Below are 24319 nucleotides of genomic sequence, written 5' to 3' on the forward strand. Positions count from 1 at the left end.
GAATGCGCGTAGATTGAGGCCCGCCTTATTTGGAGCGGGTCATACAGATCGTCCGTTGTATGCGGATAACCTGCAAGGCTCGGATTTGAACCTGTTAATTTTTCATCGTATTCATTTCATCAATGTTAACCGTTTTTCGGTTACGGTAAAGTGCAATCAAAATTGCCAGTCCAACGGCCGCTTCTGCTGCTGCAATTGCAATCGCGAATAGCGCAAACACTTGACCCGTGATGGAAGGCATAATTCCGTATTTACTAAAAGTGACAAGATTAATATTGACGGCATTCAGCATCAATTCGATGGAAATCAGGACAATAACCGTATTTCTCTTTGTTAATGCCCCGTAAAGTCCGATACAGAAAAGGATGAGTGCCAATGCCAGAAAGGCTGAAGCGGGAACCGTACTCATTATTTATCCCCCTCCTTGTCATCTTTCTTTGCAAGAATGATCGCCCCAATTAGAGCTACTAGCAGGACAACTGAAGTTAATTCAAACGGAATGATGAAGTCCGAATAAAGTGATACTCCGATTTGTTCTGTGTTGTTTTCATGCAAAGCGCTAGGTGCAGGATGGATATCCAAATTGTAAATCCCGATATAAACGGCAAAAGCGAAGGCCAATACACCAAGCAATAGGAACAGCTTGCGCCATTTATCACCTGTTGGTTCGCTATTGTCGTCATGCCTCGTCAACATGATTCCGAAGAGCATGATAATCGTGATCGCACCTGAGTAGATCAGGATTTGAACAGCTGCCACGAATTCAGCTGACAACAAAACGTAAATGCCTGCGATGCTGACAAATGTAAATACTAAAGCAACAATCATGTGTACGACTTTTGTAAGGTTTAATAAAAGCACGCCGCCGATAACTGCCACTAAAGCGAGAGACATAAATGCAAAAAATTCGCCTGATAACGTCATGCTTTATTCACCTTCCGTACGTTTTCGTCATTTTCATCAAGCCATTCCAAGTTTTTAAATAACTGGTCACGGCTGTATTCAGCTAGTTCGAAATTGTTCGTCATGATAATCGCCTCAGTCGGACATACCTCTGTACATAAGTCACAAAGGATGCAAAGTTCGAAGTTGATATCATACGTATCAATGATTTTCCCTTTTTTCGTCGGATCGGGATGCTTTTTACCAGTTAATTGAATGCAATCTGTCGGACATATCGCCGAACATTGATTACATACGATACATTTTTCCGGATAAAACTTCTGAATCCCGCGGAAACGGTCCGGTAACGGAAGCGGTTCGTTTGGGTAGTCATACGTTACTTTTTCCCGAGTTAGGTTTTTAAGGGTATATACTAAACCTTTTGCTAATCCTAGCATGCTATTTCACCCCTTTTGAGAAAGTAGGAGATGTTCTGTTAATCAGGCTCTGCTAGACTTGGCTGTTGATTTCCGTTCCAGTCGCTTGCTTTCCGGGGGCGTTCGCCGAGCCTCCTCGTCGCTATCGCTCCTGCGGGGTCTCGCCTGTAACGCTAATCCCCCAGGAGTCTAGCGCCTTCCACTCCAATCAACAAAGTGCCAAAAATAATACCGAGCCTTTAACAAAGTCTTTAATTAAAACCACACAACGAATTCTTTGATTAGTGCGGTGATGAAGATGTTTGCCAATGCGATTGGCAGTAGTACCTTCCAGCCGAACTCCATTAGTTGGTCGGCACGAACACGTGGGAACGTTACACGGAACCAGACAAGAATGAAGACAACCACACTGAATTTAATAGAAAACCAAACGGCACCTGGAATGAAGTCAAGCACTTCAAGCGGAGGCAGCCAACCGCCTAGGAATAATACTGTTGTTAATGACGCCATTGCGAAGAAATATACGTATTCTGAGAGCATGAAGAATGCCCAGCGGAATCCGGAATATTCAACGTGGAAACCGGCAACCAACTCGGATTCTGCTTCCGGAAGGTCAAACGGTGCCCTGTTTAATTCGGCAACGGATGCGATTAAGAAAATGATGAAGGCAATCGGCTGCCAAAGGATGAACCAGCCATGTTTTTGCGCTTCGACGATTTCGTTCAAGTTCAAGCTGCCAGCAAGTAAGATGACACCTAATACTGACATAACGAGCGGTATTTCGTAGGAAATCATTTGCGCCGCAGCACGCATGCCCCCGAGTAAGGCGTATTTATTGTTCGATGCCCAGCCGCCTGTTACAACACCGATTGTCGTCAATCCAGAGATGGCGATGTAGTAAAGCAAGCCGACACCGATATCAGCAAATTGAAGCTTATCCGTAAGCGGAATCGTTGCAAGCACCATGAATGCAGGTGCGAAAGCAATGACAGGAGCCAAAATGAACAATGGTCTGTCAGCCAGCTTAGGAATGCTGTCTTCTTTTAATAAAAGCTTCAGAACGTCAGCGACCGTCTGTAATAATCCCCAGCTTCCACCAACCTGATTCGGACCATGTCTGAGTTGCATGAAACCCATGACTTTACGTTCAGCTAAGATAGCATACGTAACAAATCCGAGAACTACTAATAGTAAGACTGTACCTAGTAAAAAGAAGATTCCAAAGTTTAGCCAGCCCGGACTTGATTGCAATAAATCTTCAATCATTAGCCGTCAACCTCCCCAAGAACAATGTCAATTGCCCCTAAAATCGCAATAAGATTTGCAATGTTTTCGCCTTCTAGAAGCTTCGGGAGAATTTGAAGGTTGTAGAAAGACGGCCTTCTGAATTTCAGACGGTAAGGTTCTTTTTTACCATCACTCGCAATATAACAGCCGATTTCACCGCGTGGCGACTCAATACGCACGAACGCTTCGCCTTTAGGCGCCTTAATGATCTTCGGCACTTTTGCTAAAATATCACCCTCGCTTGGGAATTGCTCAACCGCTTGCTCAAGGATTTTTAAAGATTCTTCGATTTCAGCCATTCTCACTTGATAGCGAGCCCAAGCGTCTCCGCCATTTTGAACCGGCACGTCAAAATCAAAGCGTTCATAAATCGAATATGGCTCATCTTTACGAAGATCCCACTTCACGCCAGTACAACGTAAGTTAGGTCCGCTTAGCGAGTATTGCAAAGCATCTTCCTTCGTGTATTTACCCACGCCTTTGACACGGTTCAAGAAGATTTCGTTGCCTGTTACAAGCGTGTGATAACCTTTTAACTGTTCTCTCATGTAAGGAATGAATTCCTGAACCTTCTCGATCCAGCCTTCAGGAGCGTCCCACTTAACGCCGCCCACGCGCATGTAGTTGAACGTCAAACGCGCACCAGATAACTCATTCAACATGTTGATGATCATTTCACGCTCACGGAAAGCGTATAGGAATGGACTGACTGCCCCGATATCCAATAAATATGTACCCCACCAAACAAGGTGGCTGGCAATACGGCCAAGTTCCATTACGATGACGCGCAAGTATTCCGCACGGTCAGGTACTTTGATGTCCATCATTGTCTCAACCGCGTGGCAAAGCACATAGTTCGTCGTCATGGCAGACAGATAATCCATACGGTCTGTGTATGGAATGATTTGTGTATATTGAAGATCTTCAGCAAGCTTTTCGGTTCCGCGGTGCAAATAACCGATAACAGGCTTTGCTTCCTTAATGATTTCCCCGTCAATTTTCAATACAAGCCGGAAAACACCATGCGTACTTGGATGCTGAGGACCTACATTCAGTAACATTTCTTCTGTACGTAACACTGCTTACACCTCCACATCATACGGCTCGTAGTCTTTTCTTAACGGATAACCAATCCACTCTTCGCCGAGCATGATCCGGTATAAATTTGGGTGGCCTGTGAATTTGATGCCAAGAAGGTCAAATACTTCACATTCTGGCCAGTTTGCACCGTTCCAAAGCGGCTGCAATGAATCTACGACTGGCTGTTCGCGATCCAACTTCACTTTTATCGCAACCGATTGACGGTTCTTATATGAGAATAAGTGCACATACACTTCCATATGTGTCTCGTAATCTGTTCCATGAAGATTTGATAGATAATCGAAGCTCAATAGCTCGTTGAATTTAAGGAATTGCGCCACTTTGAAGTAGCTCTCTCTTTTCACAACAAGCGTTGGGACATCCTTGGATAGTTTGTTAATGTAGGAATCTTCTAGAACGTCTGCACCAAGGTTTTCTTCAATTACTTTCAAATATTTATCTAAATATGGTTGATTCACAGATGGCGCTGTTGCTTCCGCTTCAGGGGCATCCCCTTCTGTCTTCGCTGCCGCTGCTGCACGTGCTTTTGCCGCCGCTGCCGCCTTCGCCTTTGCTGCTGCAATCGCTTTTGCTTTCTCGTCATCTGATGCCGGGGCTGAGTCTGCTCCGCCCGCTGCCTTGGCTTGAGCTGCCGCCTTTGCTTTTGCCGCCGCTGCCGCTTTCGCCTTCGCTGCTGCAATTGCCTTCGCTTTTTCATCATCCGATGCTGGCACTGACTCTGCTCCACCTGCTTGCTTCGCTAACGCCGCTGCCTTTGCTTTTGCCGCTGCTGCCGCTTTCGCCTTTGCTGCTGCAATTGCCTTCGCTTTTTCATCATCCGATGCTGGCGCTGTGTCTGCTCCGCCTGCTTGCTTCGCTAACGCCGCTGCTTTTGCTTTTGCCGCCGCTGCCGCTTTCGCCTTTGCTAGCTCAAGAGCTTTTGCCTTCTCGTCATAACTTGATGGGGCTGCTGACTCTGCTCCACCTGCTTGCTTCGATAACGCCGCTGCTTTTGCTTTTGCCGCTGCTGCCGCTTTCGCCTTTGCTAGCTCAAGTGCTTTTGCTTTCTCGTCATCACCTGATGCTGCAGGATCGCTCGCTTTCTGGCCATCATCACCCGTTGCCGTCGCAACAGAAGAAGCCGATCCACCCGCTTGCTTCGCCATTGCAGCCGCCTTTGCTTTTGCTGCTGCCGCCGCTTTCGCCTTCGCTAGTTCAAGTGCCTTTGCCTTCTCATCATCACCAGAAGTAGAAGCTTCAGGAACTTGAGCTTCTGTCTCAGCCTTTTCAGGTTTACTAGCCTCAGCTTGAGCGCCAGCCTGACCGGTTCTTTGCATCTTTGCCAATGCAGCCGCCTTCGCTTTCGCAGCCGCTTCTTTCTTTAACTGTTCCAGGTCCTTTTCACCGCTCATCGGTTAGATCACCTTCTTCCCAGTCTTCGCCTCATAACGGATTTTCTCTTTTAACTTATTAATTCCATATATCAATGCCGCAGGGTTTGGAGGACATCCAGGTATGTATACATCTACAGGAACAATCTGGTCAACACCCTTCACAACCGCATAAGACTTCACATAAGGTCCGCCCGCAGTCGCACAAGAACCCATCGCGATTACCCACTTTGGCTCAGGCATTTGATCATAAAGACGTCGTACAATCGGCGCCATCTTCTTCGTCAACGTACCCGAAACAATCATGACATCCGACTGTCTAGGAGAAGTACGGAAGAAAGAACCAAAACGGTCCAAATCGTAATGCGAAGAACCTACACCCATCATTTCAATCGCACAACAAGCAAGACCAAAAGTCATTGGCCACAGTGAATTACTACGAGCCCACGCCTTGACCTGCTCCAAAGTCGTCATAAAGATATTACGCTTCAACTCTTCCATTTCCATTGCGGAGATATTCATATTCTCTAACTTTAAATCCATTTCAGCACCTTCTTCTTCCATGCATAAACAAGACCAATTACTAGCATCAGTACAAAAATTAACATTTCAATCAACGCAAAAAGACCGAGCTTCTCATAGGCAACCGCCCACGGATACAAAAACACAGTCTCCACATCGAAAATAACAAACATAAGGGCAAAAATATAATAGCGGACATTGAACTGCACACGCGAATCGTGGAAAGGTTCAATCCCGCTTTCATATGTGGTGTACTTAGCTTCACTCGGTTTATATGGACGCAAAAGTTTACCTAAAAAAAGCGCCACCACAGGCAACAATACTCCAAGACATAGAAACACAAAAACTATCAGATAGTTATTCTGATATACATTCAGAAGATCCACGCCATCCCCTCCAATGATGTAGAATTTTCACACTCTTTAAACATGTAACCGAATTCATTATAGCACTGTTACAATTATGTGTCGACAAGCCCAACACTTTATTTGGAAAAATCTCTCGCCCGCAAAATGGAACATTTTAAGCGCTCGAGAGCTCGCTCTCGTAAAGCTGAAAATGTTCCTATTTTGCGCAGCTTCAGCGTAGCTGAAGCGCCGGGTGCGACAGCACCGCGAGAGCATTTTTCCAGATACGCCACACTGGTCGTCGACACATCATCCCCCTCCTGAGCGATTGCGTGATCTCGAAGAAATCACTCCCAGAAAAAGCTCCCAGAGATGACGCAAAAGCGAACTGTACAAGAACCCTGTTCATGGTCGGAAAAGAGCGCACGTGATCTGAAGCGCAGCGGAAGATGACGTGCCCAGCCGCACTGTTTTTCAAAATGAAGCTCGTAAGAGCAACCAGGTTATGATTCTTAAAAGTAGCTCGCCAGAGCGACATGTGTTTGGCCCTTAAAAAAGCAACTCACAAGAGCCAAGAAGGTTCGGCACTAATAAAAGGCTCGGCTCTAAAAAAGACTCGCCAGAGCCACTGCTTTTACACCAACTCAATCTCCCCATCATCCCTAACCCCCATCCTCGAAACCTTCACAACAGCATCCAAATTCAACTCTCCATAAATATGCGGAAACAATTTACCCGTCTCATACAAATCCTCAAAAACAATCTCAGCACTCACCAAATCAGAATCAATAGAAAGAATCCGTAAATCCTTCTCTCCCCTAAAAAATACATCCGCAACCTCTACCAGCTGCTCCTCTGTCGAACAATGGATGAAGCCCTCCGTTACCAAACTATCTGGAGCATAAACACTTTCTTCCCTCACCTTGTCCCACTCATCAGCACGAATAATGTGATACAGTACCTTTTCAGCTTCCATCCAAAACGCCTCCCTATCATTCTATTCAAAACCTGTCTAAATATTTGTCACGAGCCGAATCATCGCTGTAAAAATCCTTGCATATCTATCACATACTCCTTTAACAACAAAAAAACCTGCTATTTCACAGGAAATACACAGGTTTCAAGCTACTATTTTTTTATCAATGGCTCTGATAATCTTACCTGTTGATTTCCGTTCCTGTCGCTTGCTTTGCTGAACCAATTTAGAATAAGCCCTAATTCCCAAGGACACTGATGATCTTCCTCTAAAGAACCCAAGCACCTTTCGCTCCAATCCACAAAGTGCAGAAAACCAACATTTCACTTTAATTTTCCTTTATTTTTTAAAAATACTGTCAGAAGGTACGAAATGTCTACTTGTACATAAATTTGTATGATTAAATATGGAGAAATTGACGTAATTATCTCTTTTAAAGTGGATATGAAAATATCACATTATACCCTTGTGGGGTTTGTGATATTTTTTATACTCTTATTTTTTGATCGTAATCGCCATTTTCAAAAATGTTATCGCCTGTATTTTCATGGTAATCAACGTTTTCAAAAATTTATTCACTAAGTTCATATACAACTTTTTAGGAAAATCACGAAATCAGAGAAATCCACGTAGATTTTCCTAACAAATATGCTATGTTAATCTTACTGATGATTTCCGCTCCAGTCGCTTGTTTTCCGAGGAGTCCTTCGCCTTCCGCTCCAATCAACAAAGTGCAGAAATCCAGCAATGTACTTCAGCAGAGCCTATTCAATAAAAAAAGGACCGTAGAGGTCCTTACATAACGCTATAAGCAGCATTATTTAGATAAAAGAAAGTCCCCAATCCAATCGTTACTACCATCATAACAATCCCCAAAACACCACAAATAACCCCTAAAATAGCTAACCATCTTCCAGACTGTTTGCTACGTTTAATATCCTTCAAAGCTAAAATACCCAATATCAGCCCAGCAATTCCAAGAAAAACCCCAATAATAGGAAACACTATCATCCAAAAAATCGTCGTTAATCCAAGGATAAATGAAATAATGGCCTTAACATTGGTTCCTACGTTATTTGTTTCATTTGTCATCTCATTCACTCCGAAACACTCCAATTTATAAACTAAAATTACTTCCTAAACCTAAACCTTCTCCAAATAAAGAAAGTCACAACTCCTATTATACCAACCGCAATCAGCCATATATACAAATTTGACCCATTTAACTCTTTCCCTAGATCAACATCCTTAGTCGGAGCTTTCCCCTCTCCGAGAACAAGTAAATCTTCTTCCGCTGCACTTAACTCATTCGTCCTGCTACAAATTCCCGCACTTAGATAATCACTGTCTTCGTATATTGACGATTGATTCGCATATACCAAATATTCTTCGCCCTCAACGAAATCAATTCCGCAGTCACCACCACCTTGTCCTGTGACCACTATAACTTGAGATTCAGACACACCTTTCCAAGTACTATTCACCTCAAATAGTATCCTTTTTGACATATTACCCGTTTAACTTTTTTGAACTACAACATCCATAACCTTACCACTAAAAACTGCTTGAGATTCTTCCAACTCTACTTCAGCACCATCAGGTTCAACACACTTACAAGCAAAACATAAGGAAGGAATGATTGTGAGGGCTATCCCAGTCAACCCAATCCATAATGCCATTATCACTAGAATCCTCTTTCTCAATTCATTCACCCCTATAAGTCATCTTCAAATTTCCACTCTACTTCCTTTTATAACGATACTCCTAAATACATTCCACTCTTTTGAAAATAATTCCTTTTTTCTTTATATCTATTTAAAAAGCAACCTAATCTAAATAAAGTACCGTAAGGTACGCAAGAAGTTGTCATCTCTTCACCAAAACATTTTCAAAGCATTCTATTCTTATCAGGTCTAAATCCCACCATCATCAAATATTTTATAGGAGGATATATTGATGCACCACATACCATATGAAATAGGTGAGATAAAATGGTTGTTGTGAAGTATTTTGAGAACAAAAATCTTTTATTAAGTCAGTTACGCAAAAGCGTACCTGCTGTTGGTGATGACATCATAATCAAAGGGCGCAAAGCGAAGGTGTCGAGTATTAATTGTGTAGATGAGCAGAATTGTGATGTTCAGGTTGTCCGTGAAGTCGTCGTGAATAAAAATAAATTGCTTCTTGATAACTCGAAAAAGAAAAGGCGCTAACCCAAATAGGTATCTACCATAATAAAAGGACGCACAACGCGTCCTTTCTTCATTTGCTTTCAGGTGAGTTATCCATTCAAATAACCATCCCAATCATAATCATCAATTTTATAAAAAACTCCTATAGCATTTCTCTCAAATGCACATAAAGCTGGTACATCAATAAAGGATAAAGAATCATCCATTTTAAAATGACACCGATTGAAATAACTTGAAAGTGTTTAATCGGAAATTTTCTATATGACTTACCGGTTTCCATAGTAGCCAAAATTCTCTCCGATAAATTTTCAAATCACCATTTTTTTGTATCAGGATTCATTCATATTGGATTCGGCTTTGTTCCATCCCTTTTTGAAACATTTTTGTTTACTCCTGCTATTATTTGCTCTGTCATCTTTTTCGCACTTGATGAAATTACTAGAAAGAGATTTTACACAAGATAAAAATAAGAGCTGCAGACGCAGCTCTTACAAAGAATCTTACTTTTTCAAAACAGGGATCCATATTTCACTTTTAAACGTTGGTGAAGTTACATCCTTATTTTCATTCCACAAGATTTCTGGACCTTCGATCAATTCATAGTTAGAAGATGGAATCCATTCTGAATAAATGCGCCCCCATACACTTTGCAATGTTTCTGGGAAAGGTCCAACCGCTTCGAATACCGCCCATGTAGATGCAAGCACTTCAAGTTCTGCAAAGTGAGCTGGACACTCATTTGTTGTGGCTACACCTATATAATGATCAAGCTCCCCTTTTTCCTCCAACCTTCCTTCGGAAAAATTCGTTGATGCACTAAGCAATCCTAATGGCTTAACATTCGATAAATTTTTGAGCTCGTTAATCGTTCCCTCATTTAAACTACTCCACATCGAAGCGATCTCTGGATTTATCCCCTCAAAAATAATTGGTACTCGTTTCTTAATTCCCACAATACGAAATGCCTCTTTTTCAACGATTCGATAGTTCATTTCACTGCCTCCCTTTATGGATAAATGGAAGGACATCTGTGGATATGCTTTAAGTGAATGACCATCCCTTCTTGCTTCTGATGGAGTGATCCCATGCAATTGTTGAAACGCTCTTGCAAATGAATCAGGTGAATTGTATCCGTATTTGAGCGCTATATCAATGACCTTTATGCTATTATCCCTTAGTTCAAAAGCTGCCAGCGTGAGGCGTCTTCTTCTTATATATTCGGAAAGTGTAACACCTGCAAGAAAGGAAAACATTCTCTTAAAATGATATTCCGAGCTATAAGCTAGCCTTGCAACCTCTTTAAAGTCAATTTCGCCAGCAAGATTCTCTTCAATATATCTAATGGCAGTATTCATCTGTTTCAGCATATCCAATTAATGAACTCCTTCCTTGTATCAATAGAATATCAGGAGTTAATTCAAGACATCCGACAATCAGTGCACCGTTTTGCAGGATGTAGTTTTCAATCGAGTCATTCTAACACTTTTGTTATAAAAGAAAAACAGCCCCAAGGACTGCCTATATTCTACACAACGCTGTATGATTTATGAACTTAATACCTGTCTAGTAAAATCAGTGAAATCAGTTAGATGATATTCCACGATTTGCTTTAATATCTCAATGTTTAAGGTTTGATAGTCGTGTACTGCAATATTCCGAAAGCCAACCATCGCTTTTAGTCTATTTGCGACACTTTCGGTAATAATAGAATTCTTCTGCAGCATATCAAATGCATCCCTACTGTTCTGTGGCAACCCCAACCGCTTTTCCGATACAATATGCATTGCCAAATCAATCGAAGCTTCGCAAGAACGTTGAATATTTAAGATAATAGAATCTTGTTTTGTGAAATCGTTTAGGTTCGCTGGATCGTTTGAATAAACCTCTTTTACTCTCACAAGACATCGTTCAATGACACTAACCTTATTCAAAATGACGTCATTATTCATACACTGACCCACTTTCCTTAATCGATTTCAAAACATCCTCACGTTCCTCATTCAATTTTGCATACATACTAAGAGCCGTCATTTGTAAATTTTTCAGTGTGTAATCATCTTTTGAATAAATAACATTACCCGTTGTATATATTTGTGCTTTGAAAACTGTAGAAGCGGAACTAATATCAACCAAATCTATCTCATTCTTTAAAATATCTGCTAAATTTTGTGCCAGCATGAAAACTTCGTACTTAGTCTGACTTGATTTTTCACAATAAAAGGCGATATCAATGTCGCTATGCTCATGATTATATCCTTTGGCGTATGAACCAAAGACGATGATAAACACTGGATCCAATTTATTTATTAGGAAATCTTTAATTGCTTGGACCATTTCTGTTTTCATACGACACATCCCTTACCTATTTATGGAATATTATATCAAATAACACCGTGTTCTCCCACTACCCTCTATGAACACTAATTCCACAACGCATGTCCTAATCCTTCCACACAAATAAAAAACCACCCTCAAGCCGAAGCCTGAAAGGTGGTTTTTCATAAAAATATTATAACTTTCTCTCCACAACGGAGATACGGTTGATGGCACGTTGAAGAGCCAGCTCGGCACGTTTGAAGTCGACGTTGTCCTGCTTGCTTTCTTGCAAACGCTGTTCTGCACGTTCTTTCGCGCGGACAGCACGGTCAATGTCGATTTCAGAAGCTTGTTCAGCAGATTGAGCCAAAATTGTTACTTGATCAGGGCGGACTTCTAAGAAACCACCACTCACAGCAACAAATTCAGTCGTTCCAGCTTTTTTTAAGCGAACCGCACCGATTTCCAAAGGTGCAACCATAGGAATGTGACCTGGTAAAATTCCAAGCTCACCACTTTGAGCTTTTGTGCTTACCATTTCTACATCTGATTCATAAACCGGACCATCGGGAGTAACAACACTGACTTTAATTGTCTTCATTTTTTACCCTCCTGGGCATGTTTTAGACCTCTACACCCATGCGTTTCGCACTTTCGATTACTTCCTCAATACGGCCGACTAAGCGGAATGCATCTTCTGGAAGGTGGTCATACTTACCATCAAGGATTTCTTTGAATCCTTTTACTGTTTCTTTTACTGGTACGTAAGAACCTGCTTGACCAGTAAATTGTTCAGCAACGTGGAAGTTTTGTGATAAGAAGAACTGAACACGACGAGCGCGGTGTACGACTAATTTATCATCATCAGATAATTCGTCCATACCAAGGATCGCAATGATATCTTGAAGTTCTTTATAACGTTGTAATGTTTGTTGAACTTGACGAGCTACAGAATAGTGCTCTTCTCCAACGATTTCTGGTGACAATGCACGAGAAGTTGAAGCAAGTGGATCCACCGCAGGGTAGATACCCATTTCTGAAAGCTTACGCTCAAGGTTAGTTGTTGCATCTAAGTGAGCAAATGTTGTAGCTGGAGCTGGATCCGTGTAGTCATCGGCTGGTACGTAGATCGCTTGGATCGAAGTAACAGAACCAACGTTTGTAGACGTGATACGCTCTTGCAATTTCCCCATCTCAGTAGCAAGTGTCGGTTGGTAACCAACGGCAGAAGGCATACGGCCTAATAGCGCGGAAACCTCAGAACCTGCTTGAGTGAAACGGAAGATGTTATCCATGAAGAATAGAACGTCTTGTCCTTGATCATCACGGAAATATTCAGCCATTGTCAAACCAGTCAAGGCAACACGCATACGTGCACCAGGAGGCTCGTTCATTTGTCCGAATACCATCGCTGTTTGTTTGATAACGCCTGAGTCAGTCATTTCGTGGTAAAGGTCATTACCTTCACGCGTACGCTCACCAACACCTGCGAATACAGAGATACCGCTGTGTTCTTGTGCGATATTGTTGATTAATTCCTGGATTAAAACGGTTTTACCTACACCGGCACCACCGAATAGACCGATCTTACCACCCTTGATGTAAGGAGCAAGTAAGTCTACTACTTTAATTCCAGTTTCTAGGATTTCAACTTGAGTTGAAAGCTGTTCAAATGTAGGTGCTTCTCTGTGAATTGAATCACGACGAGCATCTGCAGGAATAGCTGCATCAAGGTCAATTGTTTCTCCTAAAACGTTGAATACACGGCCTAGTGTTACGTCACCAACCGGTACAGAGATAGGCGCACCCATATCGAGTACTTCCACTCCACGAGTTAATCCGTCAGTAGAAGCCATTGCGATTGTACGAACTGTGTCATCACCTAAATGAAGGGCTACTTCAAGAGTTAGGTTGATTTCAACACCAGACTCGCTGCCAGCACTGACAACTTTTAACGCATTATAGATCTCAGGTAATTGTCCGCTTTCGAACTTTACGTCAACAACCGGACCCATAATTTGAAGAACGCGTCCTTTGTTCATCTTATTCCCTCCTAACTTACTCTTTCAAACGAAAGACCGAGGGGGACCGAAATCCACCTGCAGTCTAATATTTTTTTACTATTCTAAAGCTGCCGCACCGCCGACGATTTCGGTAATTTCCTGTGTAATCGCTGCTTGACGTGCACGGTTGTAGCTTAGGCTTAATGCATTAATCAGTTCCTTTGCATTGTCCGTTGCGTTTCTCATCGCTGTCATACGAGCAGCATGTTCAGATGCTTTACTATCAAGTAAAGCGCCGTAAATCAAGCTTTCTGCGTATTGTGGCAATAAAACGTCAAGGATTTCTTCTGCAGAAGGTTCAAATTCATAAGATGTCAACTTGCCAGAAGGAGCGATATCCGTTAATGGAAGCAACTTCTTCTCCGTAACATCTTGTTGAATTGCACTGACGTAATGGCTGTAGAACATATATAGTTCATCGAATGTTCCGTCTGAGAACATGCCGACAGTACTGCTGGCGATATTTTTGATATCAGCGAATGAAGGCTGATCCGAAATACCAACAATATCAAGTACGACATTCATGCCGCGCTTGGCGAAAAAGTCACGACCAACTCGACCAATTGCGATTACTGCAAACTCATCATTCGACTTATGGCGATTTTTAATCGTCTGATATACCTGACGCAATACGTTACTGTTGTATGCACCAGCTAATCCACGATCAGAAGTAATAACTAGATAACCGGTCTTCTTAACTGGACGGGACTGAAGCATAGGATGGTTGGAGTTCTTGCTGCCAAGTGCAATAGCAGCTGTCACTTCTTGCATTTTTTCCATGTAAGGTACGAATGACTTAGCATTCATAACTCCACGGTTCCATTTAGAAGCGGATACCATTTCCATCGCTTTTGTAATCTGACTCGTCTTCTTAGTAGAAGTGATCCGGGATTTTATGTCGCGTAATGATGCCACAGGTTCTCACCACCTTCATTCAAAGTTTGTCGTTAGACCCTTAATTCCTTATCCAGCGAAAGCGCCAAGGCGCTTTCGCTTTTCTAATTACTCAGAAACAGCGAACGTCTTTTTGAAAGCGTTGATTGCAGCTGAGAAATCTTCATCAGAAGGAAGATCCTTCGTTGTGCGGATATGGTCTAACAACTCTTTGCGGTTGTGGTCTAACCATGTTAGGTATTCAGATTCGAAACGACGAACATCTGTTAATGGAATATCATCGATGAATCCGCGTGTTAATGCATAAAGGATTGCAACTTGCTTCTCAACGCTTAGCGGTTGGTTAAGGTCTTGTTTAAGAACCTCTACAGTACGCGCTCCACGGTTAAGTTTCGCTTGAGTTGCTTTATCAAGGTCAGATCCAAACTGAGCAAATGCTTCAAGTTCACGGTATGATGCAAGGTCAAGACGCAGTGTACCAGATACCTTCTTCATCGCTTTGATTTGAGCTGATCCTCCTACACGGGATACAGAAAGACCTGCGTTGATCGCTGGACGTACACCGGAGAAGAATAGATCTGATTGTAAGAAAATTTGTCCATCAGTGATGGAAATAACGTTTGTTGGAATATACGCAGATACGTCACCAGCTTGCGTTTCGATGAACGGCAATGCAGTGATTGATCCAGCGCCTTTTGCGTCGCTCAACTTAGCAGCGCGCTCTAATAAGCGTGAGTGCAAGTAGAATACATCCCCTGGATATGCTTCACGACCTGGAGGACGGCGAAGTAGCAAGGATAATTCACGGTAAGCAGCAGCTTGCTTAGATAGATCATCATAAACAACCAATACGTGCTTGCCAGCGAACATGAATTCTTCTGCCATTGTAACACCTGCATAAGGAGCAAGGAATAACAATGGAGCTGGTTGAGATGCAGATGCAGATACAACGATTGTGTATTCTAAAGCACCTGTTTTACGAAGCGTTTCTACCGCATTACGTACAGTAGATTCTTTTTGTCCGATAGCAACATAGATACATACCATGTCTTGACCTTTTTGGTTCAAGATTGTATCGATCGCTACAGATGTTTTACCAGTTTGACGGTCACCGATGATTAACTCACGTTGACCACGTCCGATTGGCACAAGAGCGTCAATCGCTTTGATACCCGTTTGAAGCGGCTCGTGTACGGATTTACGATCCATAACACCTGGAGCATTGCTTTCAATTGGGCGAGTTTTTGTTGTATTGATTGGTCCCATGCCGTCGATCGGCTGACCTAATGGGTTTACAACGCGTCCAATTAGCTCTTCGCCAACTGGAACTTCCATGATACGGCCTGTGCGGCGTACTTCGTCGCCTTCACGGATACCTGTATATGGTCCAAGAATGATAATACCGACGTTATTTGCTTCTAGGTTTTGTGCCATACCTAAAACGCCGTTTGAAAATTCAACAAGTTCTCCAGCCATGACATTGTCGAGGCCATGAGCACGAGCGATACCGTCACCAATTTGGATGACCGTACCTACATCACTCACTTGAATTTCCGACTGATAGTTTTCGATCTGCTTTTTTATCAGCGCACTAATTTCTTCAGCTTTGATGCTCATGAGTTTCACCCCTATCTACGAATCTTAGCCTAACAATTTGCGTTCTAAACGATCCAGCTTCCCGCGAAGGCTGCCGTCAAAAATACGGTTACCAATGCGTAGCTTTACGCCACCTAGCAAATTGGAATCAACTATATTTTCAATACGAAGAGAATTCTTTCCGACCTTTTTTGCAAAGGAAACGGAAATTGCTTCACGTTCTGAGTCCGTCAATGGACGAACACTATATACTTTTGCATCTGCTACTCCGCGAGCTTCGTTTGCAAGCACGATGAATTCTTCTGCCATTTCCACCGTTTGATCTTCACGGTGACGGTCAATCAGAAGCATAAGCGTGTTTACTACGAATGGGTTAGCAGATGTGAATGTTCCTTTTAAAATCTCTTTTTTCTTTTCAACTGAAAGCTTCGGAGATTTCAAGACAGCATTCATATCAGGATTATTGATAAAAACTTCTTTCACTACGCGAAGTTCTTGTTCCATTTGTTCAAGAATCTGGTGTTCCTTCGCCAATTGGAAAAGTGCCAACGCATAGCGCTTAGCTACCATGGAGTTGCTCATCGGCCTTCTCCTGCCTCTTGAATGTAATCATTGATCAGCTTTTCTTGATCTGCTGCAGTCAATTCTTTCTCAATCACTTTAGAAGCGACCAATACAGATAATGAAGCAACTTGTTCGCGAATAGCAGCTACTGCTTGTTCTTTTTGTTGCTGAATTTCAAGCTTAGCGGATTCTTTCAAACGGTCTGCTTCTGTACGAGCAGTTCCGATGATTTCTTCACGTTGGATATCGCCTTGTTTCTTAGCATTTTCAATAATATTCTGAGCGTCTGTGCGAGCTTCTTTTAAAAGATTACGTTGCTCTTCTAAAATTTTAGCTGCTTCGGCACGGCTTTGTTCTGCTGCCCCAATTTCAGTCGCAATCAACTCTTCACGTTGCTTCATGATGCCCATTAATGGACCCCACGCGAATTTTTTCAACAACGCTAACAAGATGATGAACATGATAAGTTGGAATAGAATATCTCCACCATTGATGCCGTGAGCTGCACCCTCAGCACTAGCTAATACAAAATTGCTTGTTAACACCCTCGATTCACTCCCTTCAAGAGTCTTTCACTTAGGAAAACAACATGTGACAATGTTCATTTATTTACATCAAGATGATAGATTAAAGATTTTAGGCATAAAGGAATGGCGAAGCTTTTAGAATGAAACCTCTCCGCCATTCAACGTTTTCCTATTATTGACCAAGAACCATGAACGCAATAACTACACCGATGATCGGTAATGCTTCTACTAACGCAACCCCGATGAACATTGTAGTTTGAAGCATACCACGTGCTTCTGGTTGACGAGCGATACCCTCAACTGTACGTCCTACGATTAAACCGTTACCGATACCAGCTCCTACTGCTGCTAAACCGATTGCTATTGCTGCTGCTATAAGATTCATTATAAAGTTCCTCCTTCAAATTGTATGAAAAGTATTTTTTTTACTTGTTTTGTTCATTAGATGAACAGGTATATATTAATGGTCATGACTCACTTTGTGTGACATGTATACCATCGTTAACATTGTGAAAATGTACGCCTGAATTGCACCTACAAATATTGAAAACCCTTGCCATACAAGTGTTAACGGTACGGCTGCAATCATTCCTAACGCACCCTGCCAAGCTAAACCGCCTGCTAAAAGCGTTAATAGCAATTCACCGGCGAAGATGTTTCCGTAAAGACGCAAACCAAGAGTTAAAGTATTGGCAAACTCTTCAATAATTTTCAGAGGAAATAAGAATTTCATCGGGCTAAAGAATCCCTTTGCATATTCCTTAGGACCTAAGAGACGTAATCCATAATAATGAGACAGCACAACCACCATTACCGCTAAAGTAAGTGTTATGACCGGATCAGCTGTTGGTGATTTCCACCAAAGTTCATGGCCAACTACCACTGAAAACGGAAGCCCAAGCATATTCGAAACAAAAATATACATGAGTAGTGTTAAACCTAGAATGTGGAATCTTCCACCGTCTTTCCAATCCATCGTACTGCTAATAATATTTCTAACAAAGTCCATTACCCATTCAAGGAAGTTTTGCATTCCTGTAGGTTTAATTGACATTGTACGCGTAGAAAGGATAGCAATGATTAAAACAATAGCACTTGCAATTGTGATCATCATAATGTTTGCTAGGTTAAAATTAAGTCCTAAAAACGTAACAATAGGAGCTTCATGATTCATCAAAATTCACCTCGCTTCCTGCTATTTGCTTTTACGAAAAGTTTGAACAAAAAAATCTATCATAATGACAATGTATGATGTCATTAATCCCAAAACAAGACTTGCAATATGGATTTTATCCGGGTACTTTAATGCGATAATCACGGCAATCGCTGCTGTAGCCATCCTTGAGAGTGAACCAAGTGATTTGACTTTCTTCCCATTCGACACATCTGTGTCAAACTTCTGTGATTTTCTCACTAATTGCCATAACATTAATAAACTAAAGCTTGTCCCCAAGATCAACCCTAAGAATATTGACTGGTAAGAGGTAAACCCCCAGCCAAGAACATAAATAGACAACAGTGTAAAGATGAGTTTCCGTTGCCTAAGGTACATCGCTCTAATTTCTGGCATGTTTATGATTCTCCTGAAAAGAATTTGCGGATCAATGCAAGCATTGCATAAATCCCTGACGCTAATCCCGAAAGCAATCCAACAATTAAGAAAATCGGTTCGCTCCCTATTTGATGATCAAGCCATCTTCCTCCGAAAATGCCGATCAAAACGGAGCCAACTAATTGTGAAAGGATAACAGACATTAATGCCATCGCTTGAAAAGGGTGGCGGTTGTTTTGACGCATATTATCCAATCCTCTCTTAAGAGAATACGAGATGCTAAAGAGACTATTATGTAAGAAGATAAACGTTACAAACACTAGATATTGCCCTTTGTAAACCTTATCATTCCATGCCCTTTGTAAGCATACAATAGCGGAATATCAATGTCAATCCATTTGGAGTGAAAATATTCACATACTAGTCACTCAATTTTCATCATTTGGTCTTATTTTTTTGAAGGGCATTTCTTGAAAAACGAAAACGCTCTCATTTTATAAAAGAAGGGTGATTTCCACTCCAGGATGCTCGCTTTCCGCGGGGCGGGCGGTGAGCCTTCTCGGCGCAAGCGCCTCCGGGGTCTCACCTGTCCCGCTAGTCCCGCTGGAGTCTCGCACCTTCCGCTCCAATCAACCTCAACAATCTTTTAGAAAAGAGCATAAAAAAAGAGGGCAAACCCCTCTTATTGATGTGTTTTTACACCCACTTCACTCTTTCCAATATGAATCATCATTTCAATCATATCTTCTTTGCCAGCCTTTTTAGCGAATACTTTAATGAGGTAATCCCCATCCTCTGGGAGTTGCTCACCTTTTAAATCCTTTTTCAGCATACCTTTTTTCACATTTCGAGCCGAATCTAGAAAGCCTTTGAAGGTGAGATCTGCCGGATCAAACAAGGCGATACCAAACTCCTCTGCCCCTCCAGGTAAATACACCTCATATCGATAGCTTCCAGCTTGATCTCCTTCCGCTAGATCAAATCCCATTACCCTTGGGTATCCCGGCTCCTCAAGAACATACAAGTACGGAATGTGAATGGTTTTTCTTCCTGCCTTCAAGCTTAAATACCCATCCTGTATCTTCCCTTTCAAAAGGAGAGGTTCAACGGTCAATTCTATTTCTACATCTTTTTTCTGCTTAGGAGCCAATGTAAAACTGAAAGGCATTCTCCACCTTAGCCCTTCGACCGCTTTGGGGATGTCAAATGAATAACGGAGCTTTTCAGAACTCACATTTTCTATCGTTAAGAAAGCCTTATGTTGATGTTTTCGATCGGCAAGTTGAAACTTCCCTAACTGGATCGAAGATGGGGTAACCAATGATTGACTCTCCAAAGCTTCTTTTATTTGAATCCTTCCCGCACCTTGTTCATATGTGCGATATAATTCTTTACTTTTCACAAGCGGTTTGGCAGCATTCATTAAAGCTGCTTTGATTTGGTTTGGAGACCAATCTGGATGCGCCTGTTTCAATAATGCGCAAGCACCAGCCACATGAGGTGCCGCCATACTTGTTCCTTGCAGCGGCATATATCCTCCTGGAACGGTACTATTGATGGCCACTCCTGGAGCAAGTACATCAGGCTTGATTTCCCATGTTGAAGTGACAGGCCCCCTAGAACTGAAGTCGGCCAATCTATCACTTTCTTCTATTAAATGAACTCGTGCCAATCCACCACTTCTTAGAAGTTCCTCCCCCGCTTTTTTCGGAATCGCTGCCACAGGTATCGGCAGTTTCTCTTCCAAGTTGCCGTAGAAGTTTCCTTTTGTATTGTTATAAATTAAAACGGCCTTGGCTCCTGCCTCTAGGGCGTTCCTCGCTTTTTCTGTAAAAGTGAGTCTTCCCCGCTTCACGACAACTAGTTTATTTTTCACATTCTTCATATCCTCTTTAAGACCAATTCCACCTTCCGCAATTTGCAAAGATCGGTCAATGTTCCACTCCGCTGCTCCTGCCATTGCTTCAAGTTTTGTCGTCCCCGTTCCTCCCTTTTGTAAAAAAGGAACCTTCATCACTGGTGTGGATGCTCCAACTGAAATGGCTTTTGTTGCCGTTCCTGGCGACCCCACTGTCCAAATGCCTGGTCCAGAATTGCCCGATGATGTGACGGCCACAATCCCACTGTCTACCGCCTTGTTTAGAGCCAAACTAATCGGCAGGTCTGGTCCATTAATGCTGTTTCCTAGCGATAAGTTCACCACATCGACTTTATCTTTGATTGCCTGCTCAATTCCCGCAATCACTTGCTCCGTTGTCCCACTTCCCCCAGGTCCAAGCGCACGATAAGCTTTGATTTTGGCTTCCGGTGCGACGCCTTTTATTTTTCCATTAGCCGCAATGATTCCTGCTACGTGTGTCCCATGCAATGTCGGTGCACCGGCCGAGCTTAAGGTTTCCATCGGATCATCATCCTGGTCGACAAGATCGCGCCCCCCACCATAGTTCCGCCTCAAGTCGGGGTGGTTATAATCGATTCCCGTATCAATGACGCCTACCGTGATGCCTTTTCCGGTAATCCTTTGATTATTTCGGTCAAAATAACCCCGTACGTCTTCTGCACCAATCATTTTTACGCTTTCTTCACCATCTATTGAGTATGACTGCGCATGTGAAACGAGTTGAACTTCTTCTATTCCTTCTAGCTTTTGGAGCGTTTTTGATTTCCCTTTTACCGAAAACCCTGTCAATGCATGTTTAAAAACATAGCGAAGTTCTAAATCCTGATATGGCTCCAGCAAAGTTTTAATTTCTTGTTCATTAAGAGGCTTTTTTGTAATAACGATTGCGATTTTCGAAGTTTCGGTTGATTCTACTGGTATTGGAGGATGCTCGAGCGCTCTCCCCGAGGCGGTCCATTGTGCTGAAATCATCAATATTACAAGCAATATGGTGATTTTTTTTGCCATCCGCTCGTCTCCTTCCTTTTTATATAGGGTTTTCTCAGGAAGGAGTCTGTATGCATGAGTTTGCGGAGCATTTGAATGGGATGCGAAGTTGGTCAGGGATGCATGAATTGTTAATTTCCTGTTTGGCCGGCTTAATTTCCGTTTCGCGTGGGAATTTTCCCGTTTTAAAAATTATTTTCCCGTATCTGTCAGATTTTTTCCCGTTACGCAGAATTTTTTCCCTTTTCGTAAAAGAGATAAGAAAAAGCACCCGAAATGGGTGCTTCCTTTTACACAATATAGTTTTCCGGACGCTCAGAAGTTTGTTTGAAATAGTAGCGGATGCTTTCGCAGATTCTGCTTGAAGCATTTCCATCGCCGTACGGATTTGTAGCTTTCGCCATTTTTTCGTATTCAGTCTGGTTAGTCAGCAATTCGTTTGCCAACGTGTAAATTGTTTCTTCGTCTACACCTGCAAGCTTTAATGTTCCTGCTGCAATTCCTTCTGGACGTTCCGTCGTATCACGAAGAACCAATACTGGTACTCCAAGTGAAGGAGCTTCTTCTTGTACGCCACCGGAATCAGTCAGAATGAGCGTTGCTCGTGAAGCGAAGTTGTGGAAGTCAATTACGTCTAATGGCTCGATTAGCTGAATGCGTGGATCATCGCCCAAGATTTCAGCCGCGATTTCTCTTACCACTGGATTCAAGTGCACGGGATAGACCACTTGCACATCTGGCTGCTCTTCTACGATGCGTTTAACCGCTTTGAACATGTTTCTCATCGGGTCACCAAGATTTTCACGACGATGCGCCGTTAATAGAATGAGGCGATCGTTCCCAAGTTTATCAAGCACATCGTGTTGGTACTGATCTTTTACCGTTGTTTTTAAAGCGTCGATTGCCGTATTTCCCGTAATAAAGATGTTCTCTTTATTCTTGTTTTCACGATAAAGATTTTCCGCTGATAGAGCTGTCGGTGCAAAATGCATGTCAGCCATTACGCCTGTCAGCTGGCGATTCATTTCTTCAGGGAATGGAGAGTACTTATTCCACGTGCGCAAACCAGCTTCCACATGCCCCACTGGAATTTGATTATAAAACGCAGCCAAGCTTGCAATGAAAGTTGTCGTTGTATCGCCGTGAACAAGGACGATGTCCGGTTTTACTTCTTTCATTACCTTATCAAGACCTTGAAGTCCGTTCGTTGTCACATCGATGAGTGTTTGGCGATCCTTCATGATGTTCAAATCGTAATCCGGCTTGATTTTGAAAATGTTCAAAACTTGATCAAGCATTTGACGATGCTGAGCTGTCACCGTCACAATCGATTCAAAATGTTCAGGGTGTTTTTGCAGTTCAAGCACAAGCGGTGCCATCTTGATAGCTTCCGGTCTTGTCCCGAAAATTGTCATTACCTTAATCGGTTTTTTCAATTTAAACCCTTCTTTCTATGCATAGCCAAAAGGCCGCTTTGTTTCTCGTTCGAAAAGCGCAAGCGCCTTGGTTAGCCCCGACAGGCATAAGACGAATCCCGCAGTCATCCTCGAAAATCCTCATGATGCTTTCGCATCATTTCGTGCGATGTGAATTCATGGAAGCATTCCTTGTGCTATCGCTTTTTCTTCGTGGGAAGTAACGCTGTCGAAGCGTTACTTGTCCTAATTTCTGTAGTGATTTGGCTTATAACCAAAATTGTTTTGGTTTTAGAAAACAATTAAAATTGTTTTGGCTTTAGAAAACAATTAAAATTGTTTTGGCTTTAGAAAACAATTAAAGTTGTTTCGGCTTTTAGAAACAACCCCGAGGGGCTAGGCGCTGGAGCTAGACATTTATCTCCCTCATACCTTGAAACTTCTTACTATTCAAAAAGAGAAGTGTGGAAATCACACTTCTTTGTATGTTTTATGATTACTTCGTTCCGAACAATCTGTCGCCAGCGTCGCCTAGACCTGGAACAATGTAGCCGTGGTCATTTAGCTTTTCATCTAATGCTGCGATATAAATATCTACATCTGGATGAGCTTCTTCTACAGCCGCTACACCTTCAGGAGCTGCAATTAGACACATGAAAATGATGTGCTTTGCTCCGCGCTTTTTCAATGAATTGATCGCTTCGATTGCAGAACCGCCCGTTGCAAGCATTGGATCTACAACAATGAAGTCTCTTTCTTCCACGTCGCTAGGAAGTTTTGCATAATATTCAACCGGTTGTAATGTTTCCGGATCGCGGTAAAGACCGATGTGACCTACTTTTGCTGCCGGGATCAACTTTAAGATGCCGTCAACCATTCCGATTCCCGCACGCAGGATAGGAATGATACCAAGTTTTTTACCAGAAAGAACTTTAGATTTAGTTGTACTAACAGGAGTTTCGATTGTAATTTCTTCTAGCGGCAAATCTCTTGTCGCCTCAAAAGCCATTAATGTTGCTACTTCGTCTACCAGTTCGCGGAACTCCTTTGTTCCTGTGCTTTTATCCCTGATGTATGTAAGCTTGTGCTGAATGAGTGGATGATCAAAAACGTGTACTTTTGCCACAACAATCGCTCCTTTTCAATATTAAATTTGACTGTGCTTGACACTTCGTCTAATTTTACAGAAAAAAATGGCGATGAGCAACTCCAAGACGAACAAATTTTTCAATTGTCAGTTGGCTGAAAACACTAATAATACTTTGATTTTTCTGAAGAATTTCTGCACTGGTTTCCTGGATCATATTCGAAAGAATCAGAGATTCCACTTTGTTTGATTTCTGCGATTATGACTATAAATCCTGATGACTTCAAGATAATCCCGCGGAATC

29 protein-coding genes and 1 pseudogene are annotated in these 24319 nt (G+C 42.3%); 1 reads left to right on the forward strand and 29 read right to left on the reverse strand.

The window, feature by feature from the left end:
* Positions 1 to 94: 94 nt before the first annotated feature.
* The 12 genes from nuoK to BMZ31_RS20095 all read right to left on the reverse strand — a co-directional run bounded on the left by nuoK (position 95) and on the right by BMZ31_RS20095 (position 8601).
* A complete protein-coding gene (gene nuoK / locus BMZ31_RS14425; protein WP_090832618.1) occupies positions 95 to 409 on the reverse strand; it encodes an NADH-quinone oxidoreductase subunit NuoK in 315 nt (104 codons plus the stop codon).
* Positions 409 to 924, reverse strand: coding sequence for an NADH-quinone oxidoreductase subunit J (locus tag BMZ31_RS14430; RefSeq protein ID WP_090832620.1), 516 nt, complete (start codon positions 922 to 924; stop codon positions 409 to 411). Before BMZ31_RS14430 ends, nuoK begins: the two co-directional genes overlap by 1 nt.
* Positions 921 to 1340: an NADH-quinone oxidoreductase subunit NuoI gene (gene nuoI, locus BMZ31_RS14435; RefSeq protein ID WP_090832622.1), complete on the reverse strand. Its 420-nt coding sequence runs from the start codon at positions 1338 to 1340 to the stop codon at positions 921 to 923. Before nuoI ends, BMZ31_RS14430 begins: the two co-directional genes overlap by 4 nt.
* Before the next feature lie 234 nt (positions 1341 to 1574).
* Entirely contained in the window at positions 1575 to 2585 is a 1011-nt protein-coding gene (nuoH, locus tag BMZ31_RS14440; protein WP_090832625.1) for an NADH-quinone oxidoreductase subunit NuoH, read from the reverse strand.
* Positions 2585 to 3685, reverse strand: coding sequence for an NADH-quinone oxidoreductase subunit D (locus tag BMZ31_RS14445; protein ID WP_090832627.1), 1101 nt, complete (start codon positions 3683 to 3685; stop codon positions 2585 to 2587). The genes nuoH and BMZ31_RS14445 overlap by 1 nt, the downstream gene beginning before the upstream one ends.
* Before the next feature lie 3 nt (positions 3686 to 3688).
* Entirely contained in the window at positions 3689 to 5098 is a 1410-nt protein-coding gene (locus tag BMZ31_RS14450) for an NADH-quinone oxidoreductase subunit C (protein ID WP_090832629.1), read from the reverse strand.
* Between the two features lie 3 nt (positions 5099 to 5101).
* Positions 5102 to 5620, reverse strand: coding sequence for a NuoB/complex I 20 kDa subunit family protein (locus BMZ31_RS14455; protein WP_139205957.1), 519 nt, complete (start codon positions 5618 to 5620; stop codon positions 5102 to 5104).
* Positions 5611 to 5985: an NADH-quinone oxidoreductase subunit A gene (locus BMZ31_RS14460; protein WP_090832631.1), complete on the reverse strand. Its 375-nt coding sequence runs from the start codon at positions 5983 to 5985 to the stop codon at positions 5611 to 5613. The genes BMZ31_RS14455 and BMZ31_RS14460 overlap by 10 nt, the downstream gene beginning before the upstream one ends.
* 595 nt (positions 5986 to 6580) lie before the next feature.
* Positions 6581 to 6922 carry a DUF952 domain-containing protein gene (locus BMZ31_RS14465; protein WP_090832633.1) on the reverse strand — a complete coding sequence of 114 codons (342 nt, stop codon included), beginning with the start codon at positions 6920 to 6922 and terminating at the stop codon, positions 6581 to 6583.
* Between the two features lie 795 nt (positions 6923 to 7717).
* On the reverse strand, positions 7718 to 8014 hold the full coding sequence (locus tag BMZ31_RS14470) for a DUF4190 domain-containing protein (protein ID WP_090832634.1): 297 nt from the start codon (positions 8012 to 8014) through the stop codon (positions 7718 to 7720).
* Between the two features lie 38 nt (positions 8015 to 8052).
* The gene (locus BMZ31_RS14475) at positions 8053 to 8406 is read right to left on the reverse strand and encodes a hypothetical protein (protein WP_090832636.1); all 354 of its coding nucleotides are present in this window, start codon (positions 8404 to 8406) and stop codon (positions 8053 to 8055) included.
* Positions 8407 to 8439: 33 nt separating this feature from the next.
* Positions 8440 to 8601, reverse strand: a complete 162-nt coding sequence (locus BMZ31_RS20095) for a hypothetical protein (protein ID WP_175478132.1) — start codon at positions 8599 to 8601, stop codon at positions 8440 to 8442.
* Positions 8602 to 8913: 312 nt separating this feature from the next.
* On the opposite strand from BMZ31_RS20095, the gene BMZ31_RS14480 reads away from it, so the two are divergent.
* A complete protein-coding gene (locus BMZ31_RS14480) occupies positions 8914 to 9135 on the forward strand; it encodes a hypothetical protein (RefSeq protein WP_090832638.1) in 222 nt (73 codons plus the stop codon).
* A 68-nt stretch (positions 9136 to 9203) separates the two neighbouring features.
* Here the strand turns inward: BMZ31_RS14480 and BMZ31_RS14485 are convergent.
* The 17 genes and pseudogenes from BMZ31_RS14485 to upp all read right to left on the reverse strand — a co-directional run.
* Positions 9204 to 9364: pseudogene (locus BMZ31_RS14485) on the reverse strand (DUF2185 domain-containing protein); the annotation flags it as partial.
* A gap of 250 nt (positions 9365 to 9614) precedes the next feature.
* Positions 9615 to 10487 (reverse strand): AraC family transcriptional regulator, encoded by an 873-nt coding sequence (locus BMZ31_RS14490; protein WP_090832640.1) that lies wholly within the window; start codon positions 10485 to 10487, stop codon positions 9615 to 9617.
* A 171-nt stretch (positions 10488 to 10658) separates the two neighbouring features.
* Positions 10659 to 11063 (reverse strand): type VII toxin-antitoxin system HepT family RNase toxin, encoded by a 405-nt coding sequence (locus tag BMZ31_RS14495; RefSeq protein WP_090832642.1) that lies wholly within the window; start codon positions 11061 to 11063, stop codon positions 10659 to 10661.
* Positions 11056 to 11460, reverse strand: coding sequence for a type VII toxin-antitoxin system MntA family adenylyltransferase antitoxin (locus BMZ31_RS14500; protein ID WP_090832643.1), 405 nt, complete (start codon positions 11458 to 11460; stop codon positions 11056 to 11058). Before BMZ31_RS14500 ends, BMZ31_RS14495 begins: the two co-directional genes overlap by 8 nt.
* Positions 11461 to 11623: 163 nt before the next feature.
* Positions 11624 to 12031 (reverse strand): F0F1 ATP synthase subunit epsilon, encoded by a 408-nt coding sequence (locus BMZ31_RS14505; RefSeq protein ID WP_090832645.1) that lies wholly within the window; start codon positions 12029 to 12031, stop codon positions 11624 to 11626.
* A 22-nt stretch (positions 12032 to 12053) separates the two neighbouring features.
* Positions 12054 to 13472: a F0F1 ATP synthase subunit beta gene (gene atpD, locus BMZ31_RS14510; protein ID WP_090832646.1), complete on the reverse strand. Its 1419-nt coding sequence runs from the start codon at positions 13470 to 13472 to the stop codon at positions 12054 to 12056.
* Between the two features lie 78 nt (positions 13473 to 13550).
* The gene (locus BMZ31_RS14515; protein WP_090832647.1) at positions 13551 to 14408 is read right to left on the reverse strand and encodes a F0F1 ATP synthase subunit gamma; all 858 of its coding nucleotides are present in this window, start codon (positions 14406 to 14408) and stop codon (positions 13551 to 13553) included.
* 87 nt (positions 14409 to 14495) lie between these two features.
* Entirely contained in the window at positions 14496 to 16004 is a 1509-nt protein-coding gene (atpA, locus tag BMZ31_RS14520; RefSeq protein ID WP_090832648.1) for a F0F1 ATP synthase subunit alpha, read from the reverse strand.
* A 24-nt stretch (positions 16005 to 16028) separates the two neighbouring features.
* The gene (locus BMZ31_RS14525) at positions 16029 to 16565 is read right to left on the reverse strand and encodes a F0F1 ATP synthase subunit delta (RefSeq protein ID WP_090832649.1); all 537 of its coding nucleotides are present in this window, start codon (positions 16563 to 16565) and stop codon (positions 16029 to 16031) included.
* Positions 16562 to 17092, reverse strand: a complete 531-nt coding sequence (atpF, locus tag BMZ31_RS14530) for a F0F1 ATP synthase subunit B (RefSeq protein ID WP_090832650.1) — start codon at positions 17090 to 17092, stop codon at positions 16562 to 16564. The genes BMZ31_RS14525 and atpF overlap by 4 nt, the downstream gene beginning before the upstream one ends.
* A gap of 154 nt (positions 17093 to 17246) precedes the next feature.
* Positions 17247 to 17459 carry a F0F1 ATP synthase subunit C gene (gene atpE, locus BMZ31_RS14535; protein WP_090832651.1) on the reverse strand — a complete coding sequence of 71 codons (213 nt, stop codon included), beginning with the start codon at positions 17457 to 17459 and terminating at the stop codon, positions 17247 to 17249.
* 75 nt (positions 17460 to 17534) lie between these two features.
* Positions 17535 to 18248, reverse strand: coding sequence for a F0F1 ATP synthase subunit A (atpB, locus tag BMZ31_RS14540; RefSeq protein ID WP_090832652.1), 714 nt, complete (start codon positions 18246 to 18248; stop codon positions 17535 to 17537).
* A 21-nt stretch (positions 18249 to 18269) separates the two neighbouring features.
* Positions 18270 to 18644: an ATP synthase subunit I gene (locus BMZ31_RS14545; RefSeq protein ID WP_090832653.1), complete on the reverse strand. Its 375-nt coding sequence runs from the start codon at positions 18642 to 18644 to the stop codon at positions 18270 to 18272.
* A gap of 2 nt (positions 18645 to 18646) precedes the next feature.
* Entirely contained in the window at positions 18647 to 18871 is a 225-nt protein-coding gene (locus BMZ31_RS14550; protein WP_090832654.1) for an AtpZ/AtpI family protein, read from the reverse strand.
* 437 nt (positions 18872 to 19308) lie between these two features.
* Positions 19309 to 21534, reverse strand: coding sequence for a S8 family serine peptidase (locus BMZ31_RS14555; protein ID WP_090832655.1), 2226 nt, complete (start codon positions 21532 to 21534; stop codon positions 19309 to 19311).
* 269 nt (positions 21535 to 21803) lie between these two features.
* Positions 21804 to 22949, reverse strand: coding sequence for a non-hydrolyzing UDP-N-acetylglucosamine 2-epimerase (gene wecB / locus BMZ31_RS14560; RefSeq protein WP_090832656.1), 1146 nt, complete (start codon positions 22947 to 22949; stop codon positions 21804 to 21806).
* Between the two features lie 475 nt (positions 22950 to 23424).
* On the reverse strand, positions 23425 to 24054 hold the full coding sequence (upp, locus tag BMZ31_RS14565; protein WP_090832657.1) for a uracil phosphoribosyltransferase: 630 nt from the start codon (positions 24052 to 24054) through the stop codon (positions 23425 to 23427).
* Positions 24055 to 24319: the final 265 nt, after the last annotated feature.

It is taken from the genome of Bacillus sp. cl95, from assembly GCF_900115925.1.
Classification (GTDB): Bacteria; Bacillota; Bacilli; order Bacillales; family Cytobacillaceae; genus Neobacillus_A.